This is a genomic window from Microcoleus sp. AR_TQ3_B6 (assembly GCF_036702785.1).
Lineage (GTDB): Bacteria > Cyanobacteriota > Cyanobacteriia > Cyanobacteriales > Microcoleaceae > Microcoleus.
Genome location: NZ_JAUBVJ010000035.1, coordinates 40,186 through 59,904 on the forward strand (window position 1 = coordinate 40,186; position 19,719 = coordinate 59,904).

The window sequence follows — 19,719 nt, forward strand, 5'->3', positions numbered from 1 at the left end:
AGCTCGTAGGGGCGGGTTTTACCAACAATCTATGCCTGAAACTAACAATCTAGTAAACCCGCCCCGGCCAATTTAGCCGCGCCTGCGGTGGGTGAGAGTCAATATTTTCATTGGGATTCCAAGATTTTTCGCCCTCACACACCCTACAACTTGACTAAAAACCGTCAACAGCCAACAGTCACCAGTCAACTATTAAAACACCTTTAGCCGATCGCGCAAAATCTCCGCCTGTTTTTCGGCTTCCGCCAAAGCATCCCTCGCCCCCTGAACCACATCAGGAGTAGCCTTATCCACAAACTTCTGATTAGTCAAACGCGCCGCAGTATGCTTAATTTCAGCTTCCACCTTACTCAACTTTTTTTCTAATTTAGCACGCAAAGCCGCCAAATCGACCACCCCAGCCAGAGGAATCAATACTTGCACAGTACCGACAACCCCAGCAATTGTCTGTCCCAAATCTGCATCCAAACTAGCAGTAACAGTCAGATTTTCGACTTTTGCCAAATTCTGAATGTAAACACCTCCATCTGAGATTATTTGGCGTTCTTTCTCGCTTTCGCTTTGCAAAATCGCCGTCACCTTCACACTGGGTTTGATATCCGAATCTGCCCGCAAATTGCGAATAGTGCGAATTGTACCGAACAACAACTCAAACTGCTGTTCCAACTCAGCATCAATTAGCGAGATCTCAGCTTCAGGATAAGCTTGCAAAGCCAAACATTCACCATCGCCTGTTTGAGTCAGAGTGTGCCAAATCTCCTCAGTAATGTGTGGCATAAAAGGATGCAGTAGTTTTAGAATCCCTTCCAACACAAAAGCAAAAGTTTGCTGTGCCACTTTCTTAGAATTTGGTTCAGCATCCTGTTGCAAGCGAGACTTGACTAACTCAATATACCAGTCACAGAAATCCCCCCAAATAAACTCATAAAGTCCCTTTGCCGCTTCCCCCAAACCGTAACTTTCCAAACAATTGCGGCTTTGTTGCACAACTTGATAATAGCGAGAAAGAATCCAACGATCGCACAATTCCAACCCTTCTCCTCTCCCTCCCTCAGTCAGGGCGGGTTGGGGGGGGTAAGGAATTCCCAACTGCTGCGGAGTCTGTCCCTCCAAATTCATCATCACAAACCTAGCCGCATTCCACAACTTATTCGTGAAATTCCGCGAAGCTTCCACCGATTTCGATTCATCAGTTTTGCGATCGTACTCCATGCGAATATTTTGACCGGCCCCAACCACTTCCTTAACCAAAGTGTAGCGCAAAGCATCAGTACCGTACTTGCCAATCAACAGCAGCGGGTCGATACCGTTATTTTTACTCTTAGACATTTTTTGACCGTTTTCATCCAACACCAAACCGTGAATGTAAACAGTATCAAAAGGCATCTTTCCAGTAAAATGTCCGGCCATCATCGTCATTCTAGCAACCCAGAAAAAGATGATATCAAAACCTGTAACCAAAGTAGTTGTCGGATAGTAAAACTCCAAATCTTTAGTTTCGTCAGGCCATCCCAGAGTTGAGAAAGGCCACAACCCAGACGAAAACCAAGTGTCCAGTACATCTGGATCTCTTGCTAACTGCACGTCCTTACCAAATTTAGCCGTTGCTTTTTCCCTAGCCTCAGCTTCAGTTTTCGCCACCACAAACGGCGTCGTGTCAGTAATTTCTCCTTGGGTTTCGCTAACAGCATACCAAGCCGGGATTTGGTGTCCCCACCACAATTGTCGGGAGATACACCAATCCTTCAGCTTCACCAACCAATCCCGATAAACTTTTGTCCATCTGTCAGGAACAAACACTGGCGAGTTACTTTTATCTAATGCTTCTAAAGCGCGTTGAGAAAGAGGATCTATCTTCACAAACCATTGCGTAGATATCAAAGGTTCCACCGGAACCTTGCCGCGTTCGCTGTAGGGAACTGTATGCTTATAATCTTCTATTTTAACCAAAACCCCGTCAATTTCTAAGCGCTGCACCACATTTTTACGGGCAACAAATCGGTCTTGTCCCTGGAACTCTCCGGCATTTTCATTTAAAGTGCCGTCCTTATTCATAATATTAATAAACGGCAAATTGTGACGCTTACCCATCTCGAAGTCATTCGGATCGTGGGCGGGAGTCACCTTGACACAACCAGTTCCGAAAGTCGGATCGACAAACTCATCAGCAATGATTGGGATTTCGCGATTGACGATCGGCAAAGTCACAGTTTTACCGATAAGATGTTTGTAGCGATCGTCCTGTGGATTCACCGCCACCCCAGTATCCCCCAACATCGTTTCCGGTCGAGTCGTCGCCACCTCCAAATAACCAGAACCGTCTGTCAAAGGATAGCGGAAATGCCACAAATGCCCGTCAACTTCCTGCTGGTCTACCTCCAAATCCGACACAGCAGACTGACTCGCCGGACACCAATTCACCAGGTAATTGCCGCGATAAATCAGCCCCTCATCGTACAGGCGGACAAACGCTTCTAAAACCGCAGCGGATAAGCCTTCATCCATCGTAAAGCGTTCGCGCGACCAATCGACAGACACGCCCAAACTGCGCAATTGATTAGTAATAGTATTGCCCGATTCAGCTTTCCACTCCCAGGCCCGTTCCAAGAATTTTTCTCGGCCTAAATCGTGGCGAGTTTTGCCTTCTGCTTTGAGTTGCTTTTCGAGAATAGTTTGAACTGCGATGCTAGCATGATCCGTTCCCGGCAACCACAGGGTATTGCGTCCAGTCATGCGGTGATAGCGGACGAGGACATCAATCAGCGTCTCTTCAAAAGCGTGTCCCATGTGGAGGCTGCCGGTCACGTTGGGCGGCGGGATGACTACGCAGTAAGGTTCGCCGCCTTTTTCGGGGTCAGCTTTGAAGGTTTGGTTGTCTTCCCAGTATTTTTGCCATTTGGCTTCGGTGGCTTGGGGGTCGTATTGGGGGGGTAGGTTTGCGGTCATGGTGGCTTGAGAGTTTGATCTTATCAGGAAATTGGGTTTAAAACCCCCTCCTTCTAGGGCGGCTTTAATTTCTTAAATCCATTCCTAAAAATCAGGAATTGCTGGTATTTATAGTATACTAAAATAGTCAAGGTTAAACTCCTTTACCATCGTGAAACAGTTAAGACACACTTTTAGGTATAAACCGGGGGACCGAGAGCGGCGAAAACTCTTAAAACAGCTAAAGGATCAAGGCATCCTTAAACCAGTAAAAACAAACAATTTCTTGATTTGTTAAGTAGGGTAGGGCATACCCAAACTCTAGGCTTGTATCCTAGTACGCTTTTGGAGATAGACCCTCTGGGGTTACTGTGAATTAGACTAGTCAATTTGTACTATTGTACGGTTGAAAGGTTTAAGGACTGCCGCAAGGACATGGTGCTTAAAGGTCAGTCGATGAATTAAGAATCCCCACGCCTTTAGGTCCGGGAGTGTCAAATTAAGATTGTGCCACAGCGGGGGGAAGAGAAGAGGTTTAAACCGCAGAGGGCGCAGAGGGCGCAGAGGGCGCAGAGGGAAGAGTGTTGGGAGGGTTTTGGATTATCCTCTAGTTCTTCTCATCAACTTCAATGTCCGCTTTTTAAAAGAAGGAATCCGCCGCCTCATCCTCTCCTAACAAACTCTCTCATCCTCCCCTCTCTGCGCCCTCTGCGGTTAAATCCTCTTAATATCTCTAATTATTTCACCTCCTTATAATCCACTCCCTCACTCGTATCTCTCCCCGACAAATACGTCGTTTTCCCCGTTAAAGTCTCCAGAGTTTTTTTCGTTTGACTCGAAGTAATCGTATTCAGCGGCACGCCGAACTTGCTAGCTAAACCAGCCGCCACGCCCACACCTTGTCCTTGATAAATATTCACCGTCGCAATTCGCCCGACAGATACCGCCATACCGACATAACCGGACGATCGCCCGACAATGGCTAAATTATTCACCTTGCTAGCCAAAGCGCTTTCTATCCCGAAATTATACACTGGCAGCGGCGGAACTCTTGCAGATAAATTCTTGACTCCGCCCCGCACGTCGAAATCGTAGGAAAAACTGCCGATCGACTTGGACGCTGCTGTTCCCCCTTTGATAATCTCCTGCCCTGTCAGCGGATCTACCACATCGCGGACGTTCAAAGTTTGCCTGATATAAATCTCGTCCGGAATAAATACTCTCACATCTTTACCAGACTTCTTTTGTAGCCAGTCTTGGAGATATGACATTTCTCTAATCATCTCAGGAGTCGGTTTTCGGCCGTTAGCTTCCATCTCCATTATTTGGTCAACTTGGTATTTAAACAGAAACCCGTTCCAGGACAGCATATTTTTGTTATAAACGCAGACATTGCCTTTATCAAAAAAGAATCCTTTATTTTGACTGAAGGGCAGATTTCTGTCTATGTGATACGCTGCTCCTATAGCTGCGCTTCTGATGTCGTAGCCGTCTGTATATGACTGATAAATCGTACTCCAGAAATTCCTCATCCAGAATTTTGTACTGGCAGGATCTTTAGATTTTGTAATGGTTTCTTTAATCTTTTTTACCAATGGGGTGTTGTAGAGAATTTCATCTTCTATTCGGCGCAATTCCGACATCGTTAGACCCGTAATTATCGGAACTACAGATACAGCTAAAGTTTCATTTTTTGATTTGATATTTTGAGATTCATACCCTGTATAATAAGACAACCCTGCTTTTCTTGCCAATTCTGCGTCTTGAGTTACGTCAATAAAAGAGTGGGCTTTAATTATTATATTGCTGCCTGTTGCTTCGGCATATTCAATTTTTTTATCTACCACGTAGGGAGTAAGAGTTGAGTTGGAAATAACTTTGACTTGGGCTGATGAAAGCATCTGTTTGAGAGCTCGATCTGCCAGTTTTGGATCTAAGCAAGATTCCGGCGCATTCGCTTTATCTAAGAATTCCTGAAAACATTGGGCGTAGGGTTGACGGTACCAATCGGGGATTTTATCTAAATCGATGTAAGCTAAACCGCCGCGGGTGAGCAAGCCACCCAAAGGAGCACTTGCGTAGTTCGATCGCACGATCGCAACTTTGCCCTTTGCGCCTAAAGTTTTCTTAGCCCATATCGCCGCACATATCCCCGGTACTTCATCGCCATACACTACTACATCGAACTTTTGCTCCAGTGATTTTTTGCCAGGTACCGGAGGCGAGCTGCTGGATTTTTGGTGCAGAGTTTCATTGTCTAAGGTGGCACTTGCTGGGTTTCTATTTGCGATATAATTTTCTATTTCTCTGAAAGGGGGAGAGTTAAGTAAAAGTTTTAGGGCGGCAAAGAAGATTGCAATTGAAGCTAATTTCTTGAAAGTAGAGAGCATTCAGTTGACTCGTGGATAAATTTGCACTACCTGAAAGCGCACTTCAGGGTTTACGGAGTTGAATATAGCACGTTTAGATAATTTCGACACAATTTTAACTTTTCCGGAAACTGCGATCGACGAATCTTCTCAACCCAAACCGGGTGATGCTGTCCTTGGCAGCCAAAATGCTACAATTACATGAATCACCAATTTAAACATAAAAAACATGGCTTTTGAGGTGGTTTTAAATCTTGTCAAGCACTTGTCTATAGCCAAAAAGTTACGATTGATTAAGTGGATAGTTTCTAAAATAGAACTAGAATTAGTTGTTCGGCCCGTTCCCCGCAAATCATTGTGGGGTTTATGTGCTGAGTTGGGAATTGCACCTTCTGCCGCTGATATAGATGAAGCTCGCAGCGAAGAATGGGCGAATTTCCCAAGGGAGGAGTTCTAATGCTGCGTGCTGTAACTGATACTCATGCTGCGATCTGGTATATATTTGCCGATAAAGCGACTTTCGGTGACTGCTAGAACCACAATAGAAGAGATATCTGCCGAGGGAAATCAGGTGTTTTTTTATCAATTACATTAGCATAAATTGTCTATCTGAGCGAGAAAGGGCGCATTAATTCAACTACTCTCGATCTATTATTGAGAGTAGTTGAGAGCGATGATGGCTTATGGGTTGAAATTCCTTTCGATCGCAATATAGCTTTGACTTTAAGGCAAGTTTACCGATCGCAAATTCCCGATTTGCCCGATCGCATTATTGCTGCTCCTGCTTTGTATCTTAATGTACCCGTTATTAGTCGCGCTCGCCGGATTCAATTATCTAGTATAGACACAATTTGGTAAATGTGAGTCACTCTGCAATTGAAGTTGATTTGTGGATCAATTTGCAATACTTGAAAGTGCTGTGCAGGGTTTACGGAGTTGAATATAGCACGTTTAGGTAATTTCGACAAAAATTTAACTTTTTCGGGAACTGTTGTTAGCGGTTTTGCCAGTGTTACTGGTTTGGGAGGGCTATTGATGAGGGTAAGGATGGGGGGTGCGATCGTATCTCAGATATCTGGTGTCGGGAAGGGCGATCGGCTACAATAATTTAAGAACAACAATTGAGTCACCTTAAACATACAGACAAAATGGAAAAAATTTTTGTACATCCTGAATGTCCTTTTTCAGTAAAGACATTTAACCTATTGGCACAATTTAATGAAAATCCCAGTTCGGATTTTTACCGGGAACACAAAAAAGATTTCTTAAAATATGTAGAAGAGCCAGTCAAGTATATTTTAAGCCAGGTAGAAGAGCAGTTGCCTGATTTTATTAAAAAATATATAGATATCACGCAGGAGAGCTTTGGCAGCATTCAAACACAATCTTTGAAATCCACAGTAGTCTACAGTGTAGACTACTGTTTTAACGGTAGTTCTCATAGTAGGCAATCTGATAAGTTAATGTTAAAAGTTGAAAACCAGACATTAACTTTTGGTTTTTCTGGACAAAACCATTTATTTACGGCAATGGTAAGTTGCTACAAAGATTATGAAAACAACGTTAATTTAATCGAAATTCTTAAACGTTATCACCTTCCACACCGACATTATTTTTCTTATAGTGGTTTAGCAACCAATGATTGGGAGGAAAGATTAAACCGCAGAAGGAAGCCTGAAAAAAGTATTCATAAACTACTAGAAAATATGTTATCAGAAATAAATAGCTATCCCAAAACCGAATTGGAACAGCTTAGAGGTTTTGATGTTCAAGTCACGATATCACTTGAGTCAGAGGAAATACTAAGATATTCGGCCAAACACTTAATTAAAAAAATAGCACAAACCTTTAAAAAACTATTTCCCTTATTATTGATTTTTAACTTGACCGGAGCAAATAATAACCCAGAGCTTCTTATCAGTCAATATTTTTCAGTCTATGAAAAAGAATTTAACCCAGAGTATCAAGTCGAAAAAATTTCAAAAATTACAGGTTTTCAAACAACCCAACTAACTCAATGGATACACGCCATTAACCGCAAAGGCCAAACCATCATCCAAGGTCCACCCGGAACCGGAAAAACCTTCATAGCCGAAAAACTAGCCAAACATTTAATCGGGGGCGGTGACGGTTTCTCAGACATAATCCAATTTCACCCCGCCTATACCTACGAAGACTTTATCGAAGGCATCCGCCCCACAACTCAAAACGCACAATTAACCTACTCAATAGTTCCCGGTAGATTCCTAGCATTCTGCGAAAAAGCCGAAGCCTGTGAAGATACTTGCGTTCTCATTATTGATGAAATTAATCGCGCAAACCTCTCTCAAGTCTTTGGCGAGTTAATGTATCTCCTAGATGACCGACAAGACACAGCACGCTCTATTATACTAGCCAGCGGTAAACTATTTAGAATCCCTACAAATGTCCGCATTATTGGCACGATGAACACCGCAGACCGTTCTATTGCCTTAGTTGACAATGCACTCCGCCGCCGTTTCGCATTCATTCCCGTCTATCCAAACTATGAAGTCCTGCGACAGTATCACCACAGAGAGGAAACAGGTTTTCCAGTTGATAAATTAACTAGCATTCTAGAAGATGTCAATCGCGCCATTAACAACAAACATTATGAATTAGGCATATCCTTCTTTTTGACAAAAACCTTAGCTGAAGATATCCAAGATATTTGGCAAATGGAAATCGAGCCATACCTTGAAGAATACTTCTTTGATAATCAGGCAAAAATGGATGGATTTCTCTGGGATAAAATTAAATATCACTTCAGCAATTGATAATCTAACACTACCATTATTACCACAAACACGGCGTTACAGCATCTATGAAACGAGAATCACCCCAAATCATCGAACTCACAGAATATAAATCCGCCAGCTTTGAACAAGACTCAATCCCCGAATCAGTAGGACAAAAAATACACAATAATTATGACAAGGAAATCGATATAGAGTTTCCCACCTTTAAAACAAAATATCAATGGCACTTAAAATCTAAAGGCAGAGCGGGCAACATTCCCATCTCTCCAGAATTTCACATCGCCATCAGCCCACAGGTTCCCATAAACAATCTCTTCGGAATGATTGACTATGCCTACAACCTTAATATAAAATTTCCCCAAGGATCGATTCAGTGCCAATCTTTACAACAAAGTTACGAGAAATTAGCTAACATTCTTGCCCACAAAATTCTAGAACGCTGTCGCAAAGGATTATATCGCGATTACTTATTCAAAGCCGAAAGACTCGCCTACATTCGCGGTCGCGTCGATTTGCGGTCAGCCCTGCAAAAACCTTGGGATGTTAAACTAAAATGCCACTATAACGAACAAACAGGCGATATCGAAGAAAATCAAATACTCGCTTGGACACTTTTCATCATTGGCCGCAGCGGTTTGTGCCGTGAATCTGTTTCATCCACTGTGCGAAAAGCCTTTCACGCACTCCAAGGATTTGTTACATTAAAACCTTTTAAATCAAAAGCTTGTATTGATAGAAATTATCACCGTTTGAATGAAGATTATCAACTTTTACACGCCTTATGTCGATTCTTTTTAGATAACACAGGGCCCAGTCACGAAAAAGGCGATCGCGAAATGCTCCCTTTTCTCATAGACATGGCTAATTTATATGAACAATTTGTCGCTGAATGGCTCAAAGCAAATACACCAAAAGGATTTTTTGTCAAACAACAACACCGAGTCACACATGACCAAAACTATTTCGATCGGATTGACTTACTGCTGTGCGATATTGTAACAAGTAAAGTCCAGTATGTCCTCGATACAAAATACAAAGCTACCGATAAAGTAGCCAGTAATGACATTCATCAAATAGTTGCTTACGCAAATGCATTAAATTGCCAAAATGCAATTCTCGTCTACCCGCAAAACCTCAAACAGCCACTAGAAATAAAACATGGTGATATCCGAGTTTGCAGTCTAACTTTTTCCCTAGATAGGGACTTGAATGAAGCCGGAAAAACCTTCTTAGCCTCTCTACTTCCCAACACCTTCTCCTAACTCTACTCTGCGCCCTCTGCGGTTCATTTCTCCACAAAAAAAGAGGCGCAATTGCGCCTCTCAAATCTTTCATGTCAGGGTTCTAAACACTAACAGCCACTTTCGCTTCTTTTGCAGTCAACTTCTCGTAAGTCGCCCGCATCTTCAATCCGACTAACACTTGGAACAAACCAGTTCCATTGTTGGAACCAGGATATTCGCGGTGCTGGAGCAACAGGTGAGTTAACTCGCCTTCATACTTCGCAGAAGTTTTGCTCAAATGGCTTTCGATGTAAATAACTTCTTCGAGATTCTCGAACTGACCATCTACTTCTAAAATCGAGACTTCGTGACCGTAGAAAGCGTCGGGGCCGTAGTACATCTTAATTCCGGGATAGGAACAAGTCAGCTTGCGACCGCAAGGAACCCAGTTAATTGTTGAACCTTCGTCAAACAAATACGCAGGCTCAAAATTGGCGATGCCTTCGCGCTGGATCATCTGCACGCGCAGAACCTTCCGCTCTTTGTCATCTTTGATCAAGTTGGTGGGCAACACTTGAATTACCACATCAGCATATTGCTTTTGCGGGTCAATGTAGGCGGTAAAATCCGGTTTGCGAGCATTGATCGCAAACAGCACGTCTTCGTAACGGTGGCCCCGTTCCGCCATGTCGCGCTGGATTTTCCAAGCAATTTTTACCTCGTCGCTGATGTCGAGGTAGACGCTGAAGTCGAGGAGCGATCGAACTCGCTCGTCGTACAGTGGATGCAGCCCCTCAATCACAATCACGTGATTCGGCTCTACCCTTTCGGGCGGGTCGATCATACCGGTTTCGTGGTTGTAGATCGGCTTGTCGATCGCGTGACCTTCTTTGAGCGCCTTCATTTGCTCGGCCATCAGGTCAAAATTGTTCGCTCTCGGGTCAAGGGCTGTAATCCCTGTTTCCTTGCGCTGCTTGCGATCGAGACTGTGATAGTCGTCAAGGCAGATTACAGTAACGAAATCTTCCCCGAACAAATCTGTCAATCGGCGCAAAAAAGTAGATTTTCCGCATCCGGAGTCTCCGGCAACGCCAATTAAAACCACGCGATCCGGCTTACTGGTCATAGTTTCCCTCTAACAAAATCACTGTTTACTAACTAACTCAAGTCTAGATTCCACAAAATTTCAGCCCCCCGATAGCGACAAGCAGGCTTTGTGCGGCTTTGCTACCCCGAGAGGATCGAGTTCTCACCAGCATACAGCAGTATGTTGACTGCCTGCCCGGGAAGACCCAAGCAATCTTCAACGCAAGTAATTAATACTAACTTTAGCGGTTAATCTTACCAGAATGCGTCCGCCCCCTACAAGCTCAACCTCATTAACTGGTCAAATCGTCCTTATAGGCTGTACTGCATTTAAATTGTATATTTCAATCCAACATTGCCCAAAGAGTCAAATCCTCGAACCCTCTGGCGAATCCCCTTCCCCCTGGAACCCTCTCCCCGAATCCCCAAATCAGAAGGACTTATCGGGGCAGATCCCCCGATCGGGTAAAATATTGGCAGTACGCAGACAACAATAGCTATAGGTCAACAGCCGAACGCAAAGCGGGCTCGGTGAGCGCGGCGTTCGGCTAGTAGGGAAGTGGAGACGCGAGCGATCGCAACTTCAAGACTCCCGCCGGCGTGGCGAGGCCCAAAAATTGGCGTGACCAATTAGTCCCGATGGCCTTAAGAAAAAAGTAAATTGAGTCTAACGTCACATTCTCTTTCTTTATAACTCTGTATCGTGAAGGAAAATCAACAAATGTACAGCCCAAGCATATCTGGTGTGGCGGCCAACTCAGAATCAGGCAGCCGCATCTTTGTTTACGAAGTGGAGGGTATGCGTCAGAGCCAAGCAACTGACCAAACAAGTAACCCGATTCGCCGTAGCGGCAGCGTATTTATCTCCGTGCCCTACGATCGCATGAATCAGGAAATGCGCAGGATTGCTCGCATGGGTGGAAGAATTGTCAGCATCCGCCCCTCAAACAGCGCTCCCGAAACAAATGGCAAAGCCGCACCAGAAGCAGGGCTACAGAGTCAGAAATCTGGAGAAGAAACTAAGCCCATGACTCAAGCCAAGGAAAAAGTTCAGGTTCCTGTTAACCTCTACAAGCCGGCCAATCCCTATATTGGTAAGTGCATTTCTACAGAAGAATTGGTCAGAGAAGGCGGCGAGGGTACAGTCCGTCACGTCAAATTTGACATTTCTGGAGGCAATTTGCACTATCTCGAAGGTCAAAGTATCGGGATTATTCCCGATGGGACGGATAAAAACGGCAAACCTCACAAAATTCGGCTTTACTCGATCGCCTCCACCCGTCACGGAGACGATCTAGACGACAAAACAGTCTCTCTGTGCGTCCGCCGCCTAGAGTACAAAAGCCCAGAAACCGGTGAAAAAGTCTTTGGTGTTTGTTCGACTTTTCTCACTGGTTTGCAACCTGGAGATGATGTCAAAATCACCGGCCCCGTAGGCAAGGAAATGTTGTTACCCGACGACGAGGAAGCCACCGTGATTATGATGGCTACCGGTACGGGTATTGCTCCTTTCCGGGCTTATTTGTGGCGGATGTTTAAAGAAAACAATCCAGATTACAAGTTCAAAGGTTTAGCTTGGCTGTTCTTTGGAGTTGCTTACACTCCCAACATTCTCTATAAGGAAGAGTTGGAGCAATTGCAGCGCGAGTTCCCCGATAATTTCCGCTTGACTTATGCCATCAGCCGCGAGCAAAAGAATGCTCAGGGCGGCAAGATGTACATTCAAAACCGGATTCAAGAGAACGCAGACCAATTGTGGGAATTGGTTCAAAAGCCGAATACTCACACTTATATCTGCGGTTTGAAGGGTATGGAAGGCGGAATTGATGAGGGAATGTCGGCCGCGTCTAGCAAGTACGGCGTTGACTGGGCTGCCTATCAGAAACAGTTGAAGAAAGACCACCGTTGGCACGTTGAAACTTATTAATGTGTTACCTGATTTAATCTGATTTGTAGGGTGGGCTTGGCTCGCCCTACAATTGTTTGTAGGGCAATTGTATCCGGCTTGTAATATCATTTCCGGTTACACCGGAATGATGTTGACTGTTGACTGTTCGCTGTTGACTGTTCGCGGTCAATAGTCAACCGTGAACTCAAATTTACTATTCCGATGCTAACGGATTTGATATAAGGTAGGGAATGCGTACCCTACAATACTATTTTGATTGCTCCGGTACGCCAATAGCCTACAATGGTTGTGGCTTAATTGAGTTTCTACGGGTCAAAGTCGTGGCTTTCAAAATTGGTTTGTTAGGTTTGGGTACAGTTGGCGCGGGAACAGCAGAGATTTTGCTCTCCCCAGACGGTCGCCATCCGCTGTTGCAGGAATTGGAAATCTATCGGGTGGGAGTGCGCGATATTTCTCGAACTCGGTCTTTACAATTGCCAGAAAATGTGCTGACAACTGACCTAGAAGCGATCGCAACTGACCCGGAAATTGATATCGTAGTAGAACTGATTGGCGGATTGGAACCGGCGCGATCGCTCATTCTGCAAGCTATTGCCAGCGGCAAGCACGTCGTCACTGCCAACAAAGCAGTTATCGCCCGCTACGGTAATGAAATCTTCGAGGCCGCCAACAAAAAAGGCGTTTACGTAATGCTAGAAGCTGCTGTCGGCGGCGGCATTCCAGTCATTCAAAGCCTGAAACAATCCTTAGGTGCAAACCGCATTCAAACTGTCACCGGCATCGTCAACGGCACAACTAATTACATCCTGACGCGGATGCAAACAGAAGGCGCAGACTTTGCCGAAGTGCTCGCCGACGCCCAGCAGTTAGGTTATGCTGAAGCTGACCCCACAGCAGATGTAGATGGATTAGATGCGGCCGATAAAATTGCTATTTTAGCCTCGCTAGCTTTTGGCGGACGCATCAAATTAGCAGATGTTCATTGCGAAGGTATCAGAAAAGTTAGTGCGGCTGATATTGACTACGCCGACAAGCTGGGATTTGTGATTAAATTGTTGGCTATTGCTCAAGAAACCTCCCGCTACAATGGCAAGCAAGCGGAGGGAGAAAGCGAACTGCTGTCAATTCGAGTGCATCCTACTTTTGTGCCGAAAACTCATCCGCTGGCAAGTGTCAACGGGGTTTACAATGCAATTTTAGTCGAAGGAGAGCCGATCGGGCAATTGATGCTGTACGGGCGCGGCGCCGGTGCCGGTCCCACAGCTAGCGCCGTAGTATCTGACATTATGAATGTGGCGGCTATCCTGAAAACCGAAACTGTTCCGATTCCCCATCCTTTGCTGAGTTGCAGTCACCAACACTACTGCAAAATTGCTCCGATGCAGGAACTTGTTACTCGCTTTTACGCTCGTTTTCTGACGCGCGATACTCCGGGGGTAATTGGCAAACTCGGTACTTGTTTCGGCAACCACGAAGTTAGTTTGGAATCAGTTGTGCAGACGGGAATTCACGGCGATTTAGCAGAAATTGTCGTCGTGACTCACGATGTTAGAGAAGGTAATTTTCAACTAGCACTTGATGAAATTCGCGCGATGGAAGGAGTCGATAGTATTGCTAGCACGTTGCGAGTTTTGTAAAAGTGATTGGGTAGGGGCGGGTTTTATCTACAATGTTTGCTAATAATTGACAATCTCTCAAACCCGTCCTCTCACTCTATTCTCTTCCTCTGCCTGCATCGGCGTTAATACCTTGTCATCTGCGGTTAATACTTTCTCTTTTTTTAACCGCAGATACAGGCAGATTAACACAGATTAACGCAGATTAATTAGATCGATTTCTGTTGCACAGTCCGTGATTGTTGAGTTTTCGGCGAAACGGTAAATGTCATGTAGATTTTTGCCTTTTGATACAAGTAAAAGTTAATTTAGATTATTCGTTGTGCGGTGGCGGGTTTATGTAGATTTTTTGTATTTATTAAATATTGTTGGTAAAACCGGCGGCTACCAGATAATGAAAGGAACAGAATTGGATTTTGTCGATCGCCAGACGGGAAGGCACTTGCTAGATTCTCTCTACGAAAAGTTTGCAAAACCCCAACTGCACGATACTTTTAAACCCAATAATCCTTCAATTTACATTCGGCACGAGTCAGGGCAAGTTATTGATGGAAATTATATCATAACAAAAGTGTTTGAAGACTCTCGCACTGGTTTTTATGCTGAAAGTCGCGTCCCCATTTCTGGCAATAATCCGCCTGTGCTCGTGATTCGCGGCTACGGTTCTTGGTATCCTTTCGATCGCGTTTTGGAAGATACGCCCGATGTATTTGTGGCAAAACTAGAACGCCAGTTAAAATCGGCGCAAACTGCGGGTGCTATGGATTGGATAAAGCAGCAATTTTACAGCGGAAATCCGCCGGATGTCATCGGAGAAAGTTTGGGCGGCAAAGTTGCTCAGCAAATAGCAGCAAAATACCCGGATTATATTCGATCGACTGTAATTTTTAATTCTTTGGGAGTTTCGGAAAAGTTAGCTAAAACTTCTACTGCTAATAATGTTTTTCACTACTTTACTTTAGGCGAAAGGTATGCTTTCTGGGCAAATGGAGGCGATTACATACCGGGAACGATTTTTGTGATTTCCCCCAAAGGCAACAACTGTTGTTATAAAATCGAAGAGGCGATCGTCGGAATGGCGCGTTTTGAAGGCAGGTTTCTCAAAAGGCGCGCGATTTTGGCTATATTGGCTCAGTGGCTTTTGCTAAACAGACACAATGCGATCGTCCTCAACAAGCGCCGGCCAGTAGTCGTTCAGATCGATCGCACTCAATTGCAAATTTTCCGAAAAAAGCGCTTTGTTTAAACTCAGACAGAATTGCTTTAAGCGGCAGATGGCTGGTTTTCCCGCGCTGCGACTCCCATAAGCAGACAAAGTGCTGCGATCGCTCTTAGCAAAATTGTAACATCTCGATCGCCAAACAAGCATCTAAATCTAGCTGTAAATATCTGCGTATATCTGCGTGCATCTGCGGTTAAAAATTCTACACAAATTCTCCCTTAGCTACCATCACCACCTTACCGCCCACCAAAACTGCTATTTCCCCTTCATTTTGGGCTGCTTGTAACAACAGCAAAGAAGGTCGCTCGATTTCATAACCCTGCTCAACTCTGACATCAATCTTTGCTGACCCATAATAAGCATATTCTACCAAATATCCAGCCAAACAACCGTTAGCACTTCCCGTTGCCGGATCTTCTGGAATTCCTAATGAATGGGCAAAAACTCGCACGCTTAAATCATTAAGGTTGCTGTAGGTTTCTGGGCAAAATATCAAAATTTCTTTCGCTTCCATTGTATCAACTAGCTCAAAATATTTATCTAAGTTGACTTGAGCTTTTTTGAGCGAGGCGAGAGTTTTTAATGGGACAATTATAAACGGCACTCCCGTAGAAACTTCTTGAATTGGGAAGTTGGCATCAATTTCATCAGGTTCTAAATTCAGGACATTTGCCAGACTTGCGGCTGATAAAACTTGACCAAAACTAGGCGGGTTTTGTCGCATCCACAAAATATCTGCCGATTCATTGTGATAATTAAAAGTAACTGGAATTTGACCGACGGCTAGATTGAGAATTACTCGATCGACCTTTTCGCGAATAATCTCTTGCTGCAACACAAACGCAGTGCCCAAAGTCGGATGACCGGCAAAGGGCAATTCCTTCTTGGGCGTGAATATCCGCACGTCATAGCCGCCATCTCGCGGATCGGGCGATCTAATAAATGTAGTTTCTGAATAATTGATTTCCCTCGCTATCTGCAGCATTTTGGTCTCAGATAGTTCGGCAACTCCCGCACCGCAAAATACAGCGAGTTGATTGCCAGCATATTTTGACTCTGCAAACACGTCAACTATATAAAAATTCACATTTCCCTCGTTCAACAGTAGTTTGTGTAGCAGCGGTTTCAACAGCCGATTATTTCTTGTTACCAGGCTCTGCCTGGTAACAGAGATCCAGAGGCTCTGCCTCCCTACTTCAAACAGCGAATTGCCTCCAACATTCCTCTGGCTTTATTGAGCGTTTCTTCGTACTCCATATCCGGGTTAGAATCAGCCACCAAACCAGCGCCTGCTTGCACAGAAACCGAATGTTTATCGCCTCCTTGAGAACGAACAACCATAGTCCGAATTGCGATCGCACTATTCAATTGCCCCTCAAAATCATAATACCCGTAAACCCCAGAATACGGCCCCCGGCGGCAACCTTCCAACTCGTGCACAATCTCCATCGCCCGAATCTTCGGAGCACCGCTAACCGTACCCGCAGGAAAACCAGCTTTCAACAAATCCCAAGCTGTCTTATCCTGGGCCAATTCTCCCACCACATTGCTCACAATGTGCATCACGTGAGAATAACGCTCAATCCCCATTAATTCGTCAACTTTTACAGTACCGTTTCGGCAAACTCTGCCTAAATCGTTCCTACCCAAATCAACTAACATGACGTGTTCGGCAATTTCCTTCGGATCTTGCAGCAATTCAGCAGCCAAAGCCTCATCTTGTTCGGGAGTTTTACCCCGGCGGCGAGTGCCGGCAATCGGTCGCAAAGTTGCAATCTTTTTGCCATCAGCAGTGTTTTCCGCCTTCACCATAATCTCGGGACTAGAACCGATAATCTGCCAATCTCCGAAATGAAAATAAGCCATGTACGGAGAAGGATTAATCAGACGCAAAGAGCGGTAAAGTGCAAAAGGATCGCCGCTGTATTCAGATTCCAAACGCTGGGAAATAACTACTTGAAAAATATCTCCGGCTTTGATATAATCCTTAGCCTTTAAGACATTGGCACAATACTTTTCACGGGTAATATTGCTAGTGTAAGCCAATTCTGTATTTCCGGTTGTGGAACGGGCATCTTGCCCGTTATTGGGAGGTGTCCATTCTATGAGAGTAGATTGCTGGGAAAGTGGCGACTTCAGCTTATCAACTAACCGAGAAACCCGAGCGCACGCTTGCTGATAAGCCTCGGCCAAATCAACGCCAACCTCGCGCAAATCCGCATAGGCTACAGCCCAAATTTTCCGCTTCACCTGGTCGAAAATCAGCAAATTATCCACCTGCATCCACAACCCATCCGGCAAATCATTCTCGCTGGCTGGATACACGGGAACTCGCGGTTCTATCCACTTAATTAACTCGTAACCCCAAAAACCGAATAGCCCGCCAATTCCCGGCGGTAACTGCGGCAATTTCACCGGTTTGTAAGGCTGCAAACATTCAGTTAAAGCTACAAACGGATCGCCCGCAAACACTTTTTGCGAACCATCGCGGTAAACTTGAGTTGTGCGAGATCCCCTTGCCTCCAAAATCCACAGCGGATCGCACCCTAACAAACTATAACGCCCAAGTTTTTCCCCGCCTTCGACCGACTCCAGCAGAAAACTGTAAGGTTGACCCGCACAAACCCGATACCATGCAGACACCGGCGTATCCAAATCAGCAACCCATTCTTGATACACGGGTACAAAATTGCCTTGTTTCGCCAGTTCCGAAAATTGTGAGAAATCGGGAAATATCATATATATCAGAAGGAAGAAGGAAGAAGGAAGAAGGAAGAAGGAAGAAGGAACAAGGAAGAAGGAACAAGGAAGAAAGAAGAAGGAAGAAAGAAGAAGGAAGAAAGAAGAAGGAAGAAGGAACAAGGAACAAGGAACAAGGAACAAGGAACAAGGAAGAAGGAAAATGCAATCTTGGCAATGATTTCAGTGATTCAAAGCGTCCTAACCGTCTTGCTGCTCAATAAACAAAAGACGGAAGCCAACATCCCTCCGGCGAGTGATACTCGCCAACTGACATCACCGCCAGCGGCTTGATGGCGCGCAGCCCTTCTTGCAAGCACCAGCGAAACAAACTTGCATACCTCAGCGGCAAAAGAAAAGAAAGCAATTCTTGTGAACTGTACGCAGCAGCCCCCAAGAGCAAAGCCTGCATATCGGCTTCTGTTTGGGCGACGCTGTGGCTCAAAGCCGACACCGCACAAGTATAAGCTACAATCCGACCTTGTTTGCAAGCCACGAAGGGAGAATAATCATTTAGGGCGTCTTCAATCTCCGAAGTTCGATCGCACCTGCAGAGTTTTTCGCACAAAGCAGCGCATTCCTCAACATCCTCACTAGCCATCGGGCGCACCTCAAACCCATAGGGAGGCTGGCTGCGAAACTTCCCCTCCATTAAAACTAAAGGTTCCTTCACTTCAAAACCCACAGAAGCGTACAGCGACAGCGAAGCCAGATTAAAAGATTCCTGAAGCAAACGGATGCCCCGACCATCCTGTCCCCGTTCCAGCAAAGCTTTCATGATTTCCCGTCCCGTGCCGCGGGCTTGAAAAGTTCTCTCGACAGCGACAGGCGCGATACCGCGAATCGGGTTGCGTTCGTCCATAAACCCGCAGCCGACAACCGCACCCTCCCTCTCGGCTACTATGCCAAAACACAACGGACTTTCGATCAGAAGGTCAATAATTTCAGTTGAAAACTCCAGCGTCGGACAATATGTAGGGAATTGATGGCGATCGGAAATATCTTTAAACGCTTCATAATTAATGCGAGCGCAAACATCGATATCAGAAGGCTGCGCTCGCCTGATTGCGACATTCATTTTTAATTTAACGATTAACTTTTAATTAGATTTGAATTTTGCAGTAGTATTCGGGCGCTGCAGCCGACGGCCTCCTGCACCCGAATACTACTGCAAAAACAAGTTTACAAGCTGAGCCGTCCAGGGAATATTACCTATGTTTTGCTCAGCCATGCAGTCATCGTCTAAGGATCGAAAGTCTTCTTACCGCTGAACTTCAGCTTAGCCGGATTTGGATTGCTGCCAATATTGCGGTCAATCTTACCGTTGTAGGGACGACCTTCGTTCACCTTCTCAGGGAACACGCCATCTTTGGGATGCAGGTACTCAGTAGAACCGTCGGGAAACACGCGGTAAATTTTGTAGTTCGAGATTTTGAATTTAGCCCGCAGTTGCTGACCACCCAAAGCGATGCACTGCTCCTTCCGGGGCAGATACAGCAAGTTGTCGCCTTGACGCATAATCGCAGCGCCACCTGTAGGCATTTCAAACACCTGTTCCTTGGGGCTAGTCCAAGTGATAGCGTACTTCTCTTCAACTAGCGCCTTGGTCAGCAAGCCGCCGGTGCTGCCGCCGAAAAGAGGGGGTTGTCCAGTGAGTTCTTCTGCCATAAACATATCCAAAGGATTTTTACGGCATCGTATCATCATGACGCGACACGGCTGTGGAAATTGTAAGGAAAGTTAACAGTTTTTTGGCGATCGATCTTTTCTGATAATTGATAATTAGTAATTAATAATTGATAATTGGTAATTTCCTCCAAAGTTATAAAACAGAATTAGAAAGCACGAATCCA

At 45.0% G+C, this 19,719-nt stretch carries 17 protein-coding genes; 10 read left to right on the plus strand and 7 right to left on the minus strand.

Annotation, left to right across the window (positions count from 1 at the left end; genetic code table 11):
* Positions 1 to 192: 192 nt before the first annotated feature.
* Together QUB56_RS17765 and QUB56_RS17770 are read right to left on the minus strand one after the other, a co-directional pair.
* Positions 193 to 2,946, minus strand: coding sequence for a valine--tRNA ligase (locus QUB56_RS17765; RefSeq protein ID WP_332956905.1), 2,754 nt, complete (start codon positions 2,944 to 2,946; stop codon positions 193 to 195).
* A gap of 716 nt (positions 2,947 to 3,662) precedes the next feature.
* Positions 3,663 to 5,315 carry an FAD-dependent oxidoreductase gene (locus QUB56_RS17770; protein WP_332956907.1) on the minus strand — a complete coding sequence of 551 codons (1,653 nt, stop codon included), beginning with the start codon at positions 5,313 to 5,315 and terminating at the stop codon, positions 3,663 to 3,665.
* Positions 5,316 to 5,373: 58 nt separating this feature from the next.
* On the opposite strand from QUB56_RS17770, the gene QUB56_RS17775 reads away from it, so the two are divergent.
* The 6 genes from QUB56_RS17775 to QUB56_RS17800 all read left to right on the plus strand — a co-directional run bounded on the left by QUB56_RS17775 (position 5,374) and on the right by QUB56_RS17800 (position 9,333).
* A complete protein-coding gene (locus QUB56_RS17775; RefSeq protein ID WP_332956909.1) occupies positions 5,374 to 5,499 on the plus strand; it encodes a hypothetical protein in 126 nt (41 codons plus the stop codon).
* 24 nt (positions 5,500 to 5,523) lie between these two features.
* Complete coding sequence (locus QUB56_RS17780; protein WP_332956910.1) at positions 5,524 to 5,751, plus strand: hypothetical protein; 228 nt, start codon at positions 5,524 to 5,526, stop codon at positions 5,749 to 5,751.
* 197 nt (positions 5,752 to 5,948) lie between these two features.
* Positions 5,949 to 6,152: a hypothetical protein gene (locus tag QUB56_RS17785; RefSeq protein WP_332956912.1), complete on the plus strand. Its 204-nt coding sequence runs from the start codon at positions 5,949 to 5,951 to the stop codon at positions 6,150 to 6,152.
* 78 nt (positions 6,153 to 6,230) lie between these two features.
* Complete coding sequence (locus tag QUB56_RS17790; protein ID WP_332956914.1) at positions 6,231 to 6,401, plus strand: hypothetical protein; 171 nt, start codon at positions 6,231 to 6,233, stop codon at positions 6,399 to 6,401.
* Between the two features lie 41 nt (positions 6,402 to 6,442).
* Entirely contained in the window at positions 6,443 to 8,089 is a 1,647-nt protein-coding gene (locus QUB56_RS17795) for an AAA family ATPase (RefSeq protein ID WP_332956915.1), read from the plus strand.
* Between the two features lie 47 nt (positions 8,090 to 8,136).
* Positions 8,137 to 9,333 (plus strand): 5-methylcytosine restriction system specificity protein McrC, encoded by a 1,197-nt coding sequence (locus QUB56_RS17800; RefSeq protein WP_332956916.1) that lies wholly within the window; start codon positions 8,137 to 8,139, stop codon positions 9,331 to 9,333.
* Positions 9,334 to 9,415: 82 nt separating this feature from the next.
* On the opposite strand, the gene QUB56_RS17805 is transcribed toward QUB56_RS17800, so the two are convergent.
* Complete coding sequence (locus QUB56_RS17805) at positions 9,416 to 10,420, minus strand: phosphoribulokinase (RefSeq protein WP_332956917.1); 1,005 nt, start codon at positions 10,418 to 10,420, stop codon at positions 9,416 to 9,418.
* 681 nt (positions 10,421 to 11,101) lie between these two features.
* Here QUB56_RS17805 and petH point away from each other — a divergent pair.
* The 3 genes from petH to QUB56_RS17820 all read left to right on the plus strand — a co-directional run bounded on the left by petH (position 11,102) and on the right by QUB56_RS17820 (position 15,151).
* Positions 11,102 to 12,307 carry a ferredoxin--NADP reductase gene (gene petH / locus QUB56_RS17810; protein WP_332956919.1) on the plus strand — a complete coding sequence of 402 codons (1,206 nt, stop codon included), beginning with the start codon at positions 11,102 to 11,104 and terminating at the stop codon, positions 12,305 to 12,307.
* 302 nt (positions 12,308 to 12,609) lie between these two features.
* Positions 12,610 to 13,926 (plus strand): homoserine dehydrogenase, encoded by a 1,317-nt coding sequence (locus QUB56_RS17815; protein ID WP_332956945.1) that lies wholly within the window; start codon positions 12,610 to 12,612, stop codon positions 13,924 to 13,926.
* 373 nt (positions 13,927 to 14,299) lie between these two features.
* A complete protein-coding gene (locus QUB56_RS17820) occupies positions 14,300 to 15,151 on the plus strand; it encodes a hypothetical protein (protein ID WP_332956920.1) in 852 nt (283 codons plus the stop codon).
* 178 nt (positions 15,152 to 15,329) lie between these two features.
* Here the strand turns inward: QUB56_RS17820 and QUB56_RS17825 are convergent, their stop codons facing one another.
* Positions 15,330 to 16,214: a PhzF family phenazine biosynthesis protein gene (locus tag QUB56_RS17825; protein WP_332956921.1), complete on the minus strand. Its 885-nt coding sequence runs from the start codon at positions 16,212 to 16,214 to the stop codon at positions 15,330 to 15,332.
* Between the two features lie 104 nt (positions 16,215 to 16,318).
* On the minus strand, positions 16,319 to 17,866 hold the full coding sequence (gene trpE / locus QUB56_RS17830) for an anthranilate synthase component I (RefSeq protein ID WP_332956922.1): 1,548 nt from the start codon (positions 17,864 to 17,866) through the stop codon (positions 16,319 to 16,321).
* Between trpE and QUB56_RS17835 the strand changes: the two genes are divergently transcribed.
* On the plus strand, positions 17,845 to 18,090 hold the full coding sequence (locus tag QUB56_RS17835; protein ID WP_332956924.1) for a hypothetical protein: 246 nt from the start codon (positions 17,845 to 17,847) through the stop codon (positions 18,088 to 18,090). The genes trpE and QUB56_RS17835 overlap by 22 nt on opposite strands.
* On the opposite strand, the gene QUB56_RS17840 is transcribed toward QUB56_RS17835, so the two are convergent.
* Both QUB56_RS17840 and QUB56_RS17845 read right to left on the minus strand, forming a co-directional pair.
* Entirely contained in the window at positions 18,084 to 18,944 is an 861-nt protein-coding gene (locus tag QUB56_RS17840) for a GNAT family N-acetyltransferase (protein ID WP_332956925.1), read from the minus strand. The genes QUB56_RS17835 and QUB56_RS17840 overlap by 7 nt on opposite strands.
* A 164-nt stretch (positions 18,945 to 19,108) precedes the next feature.
* The gene (locus tag QUB56_RS17845) at positions 19,109 to 19,534 is read right to left on the minus strand and encodes a photosystem I reaction center subunit II PsaD (protein WP_332956926.1); all 426 of its coding nucleotides are present in this window, start codon (positions 19,532 to 19,534) and stop codon (positions 19,109 to 19,111) included.
* Positions 19,535 to 19,719 lie beyond the last annotated feature (185 nt).

Excerpts from the sequence above, each read along its gene's own strand:
- QUB56_RS17765 (WP_332956905.1), bottom strand. The coding sequence starts at position 2,946 with ATGACCGCAAACCTACCCCCCCAATACGACCCCCAAGCCACCGAAGCC.
- QUB56_RS17770 (WP_332956907.1), bottom strand. The coding sequence starts at position 5,315 with ATGCTCTCTACTTTCAAGAAATTAGCTTCAATTGCAATCTTCTTTGCC.
- QUB56_RS17780 (WP_332956910.1), top strand. The coding sequence starts at position 5,524 with ATGGCTTTTGAGGTGGTTTTAAATCTTGTCAAGCACTTGTCTATAGCC.
- QUB56_RS17795 (WP_332956915.1), top strand. The coding sequence starts at position 6,443 with ATGGAAAAAATTTTTGTACATCCTGAATGTCCTTTTTCAGTAAAGACA.
- QUB56_RS17800 (WP_332956916.1), top strand. The coding sequence starts at position 8,137 with ATGAAACGAGAATCACCCCAAATCATCGAACTCACAGAATATAAATCC.
- QUB56_RS17805 (WP_332956917.1), bottom strand. The coding sequence starts at position 10,420 with ATGACCAGTAAGCCGGATCGCGTGGTTTTAATTGGCGTTGCCGGAGAC.
- petH (WP_332956919.1), top strand. The coding sequence starts at position 11,102 with ATGTACAGCCCAAGCATATCTGGTGTGGCGGCCAACTCAGAATCAGGC.
- QUB56_RS17820 (WP_332956920.1), top strand. The coding sequence starts at position 14,300 with ATGAAAGGAACAGAATTGGATTTTGTCGATCGCCAGACGGGAAGGCAC.
- trpE (WP_332956922.1), bottom strand. The coding sequence starts at position 17,866 with ATGATATTTCCCGATTTCTCACAATTTTCGGAACTGGCGAAACAAGGC.
- QUB56_RS17840 (WP_332956925.1), bottom strand. The coding sequence starts at position 18,944 with ATGAATGTCGCAATCAGGCGAGCGCAGCCTTCTGATATCGATGTTTGC.
- QUB56_RS17845 (WP_332956926.1), bottom strand. The coding sequence starts at position 19,534 with ATGGCAGAAGAACTCACTGGACAACCCCCTCTTTTCGGCGGCAGCACC.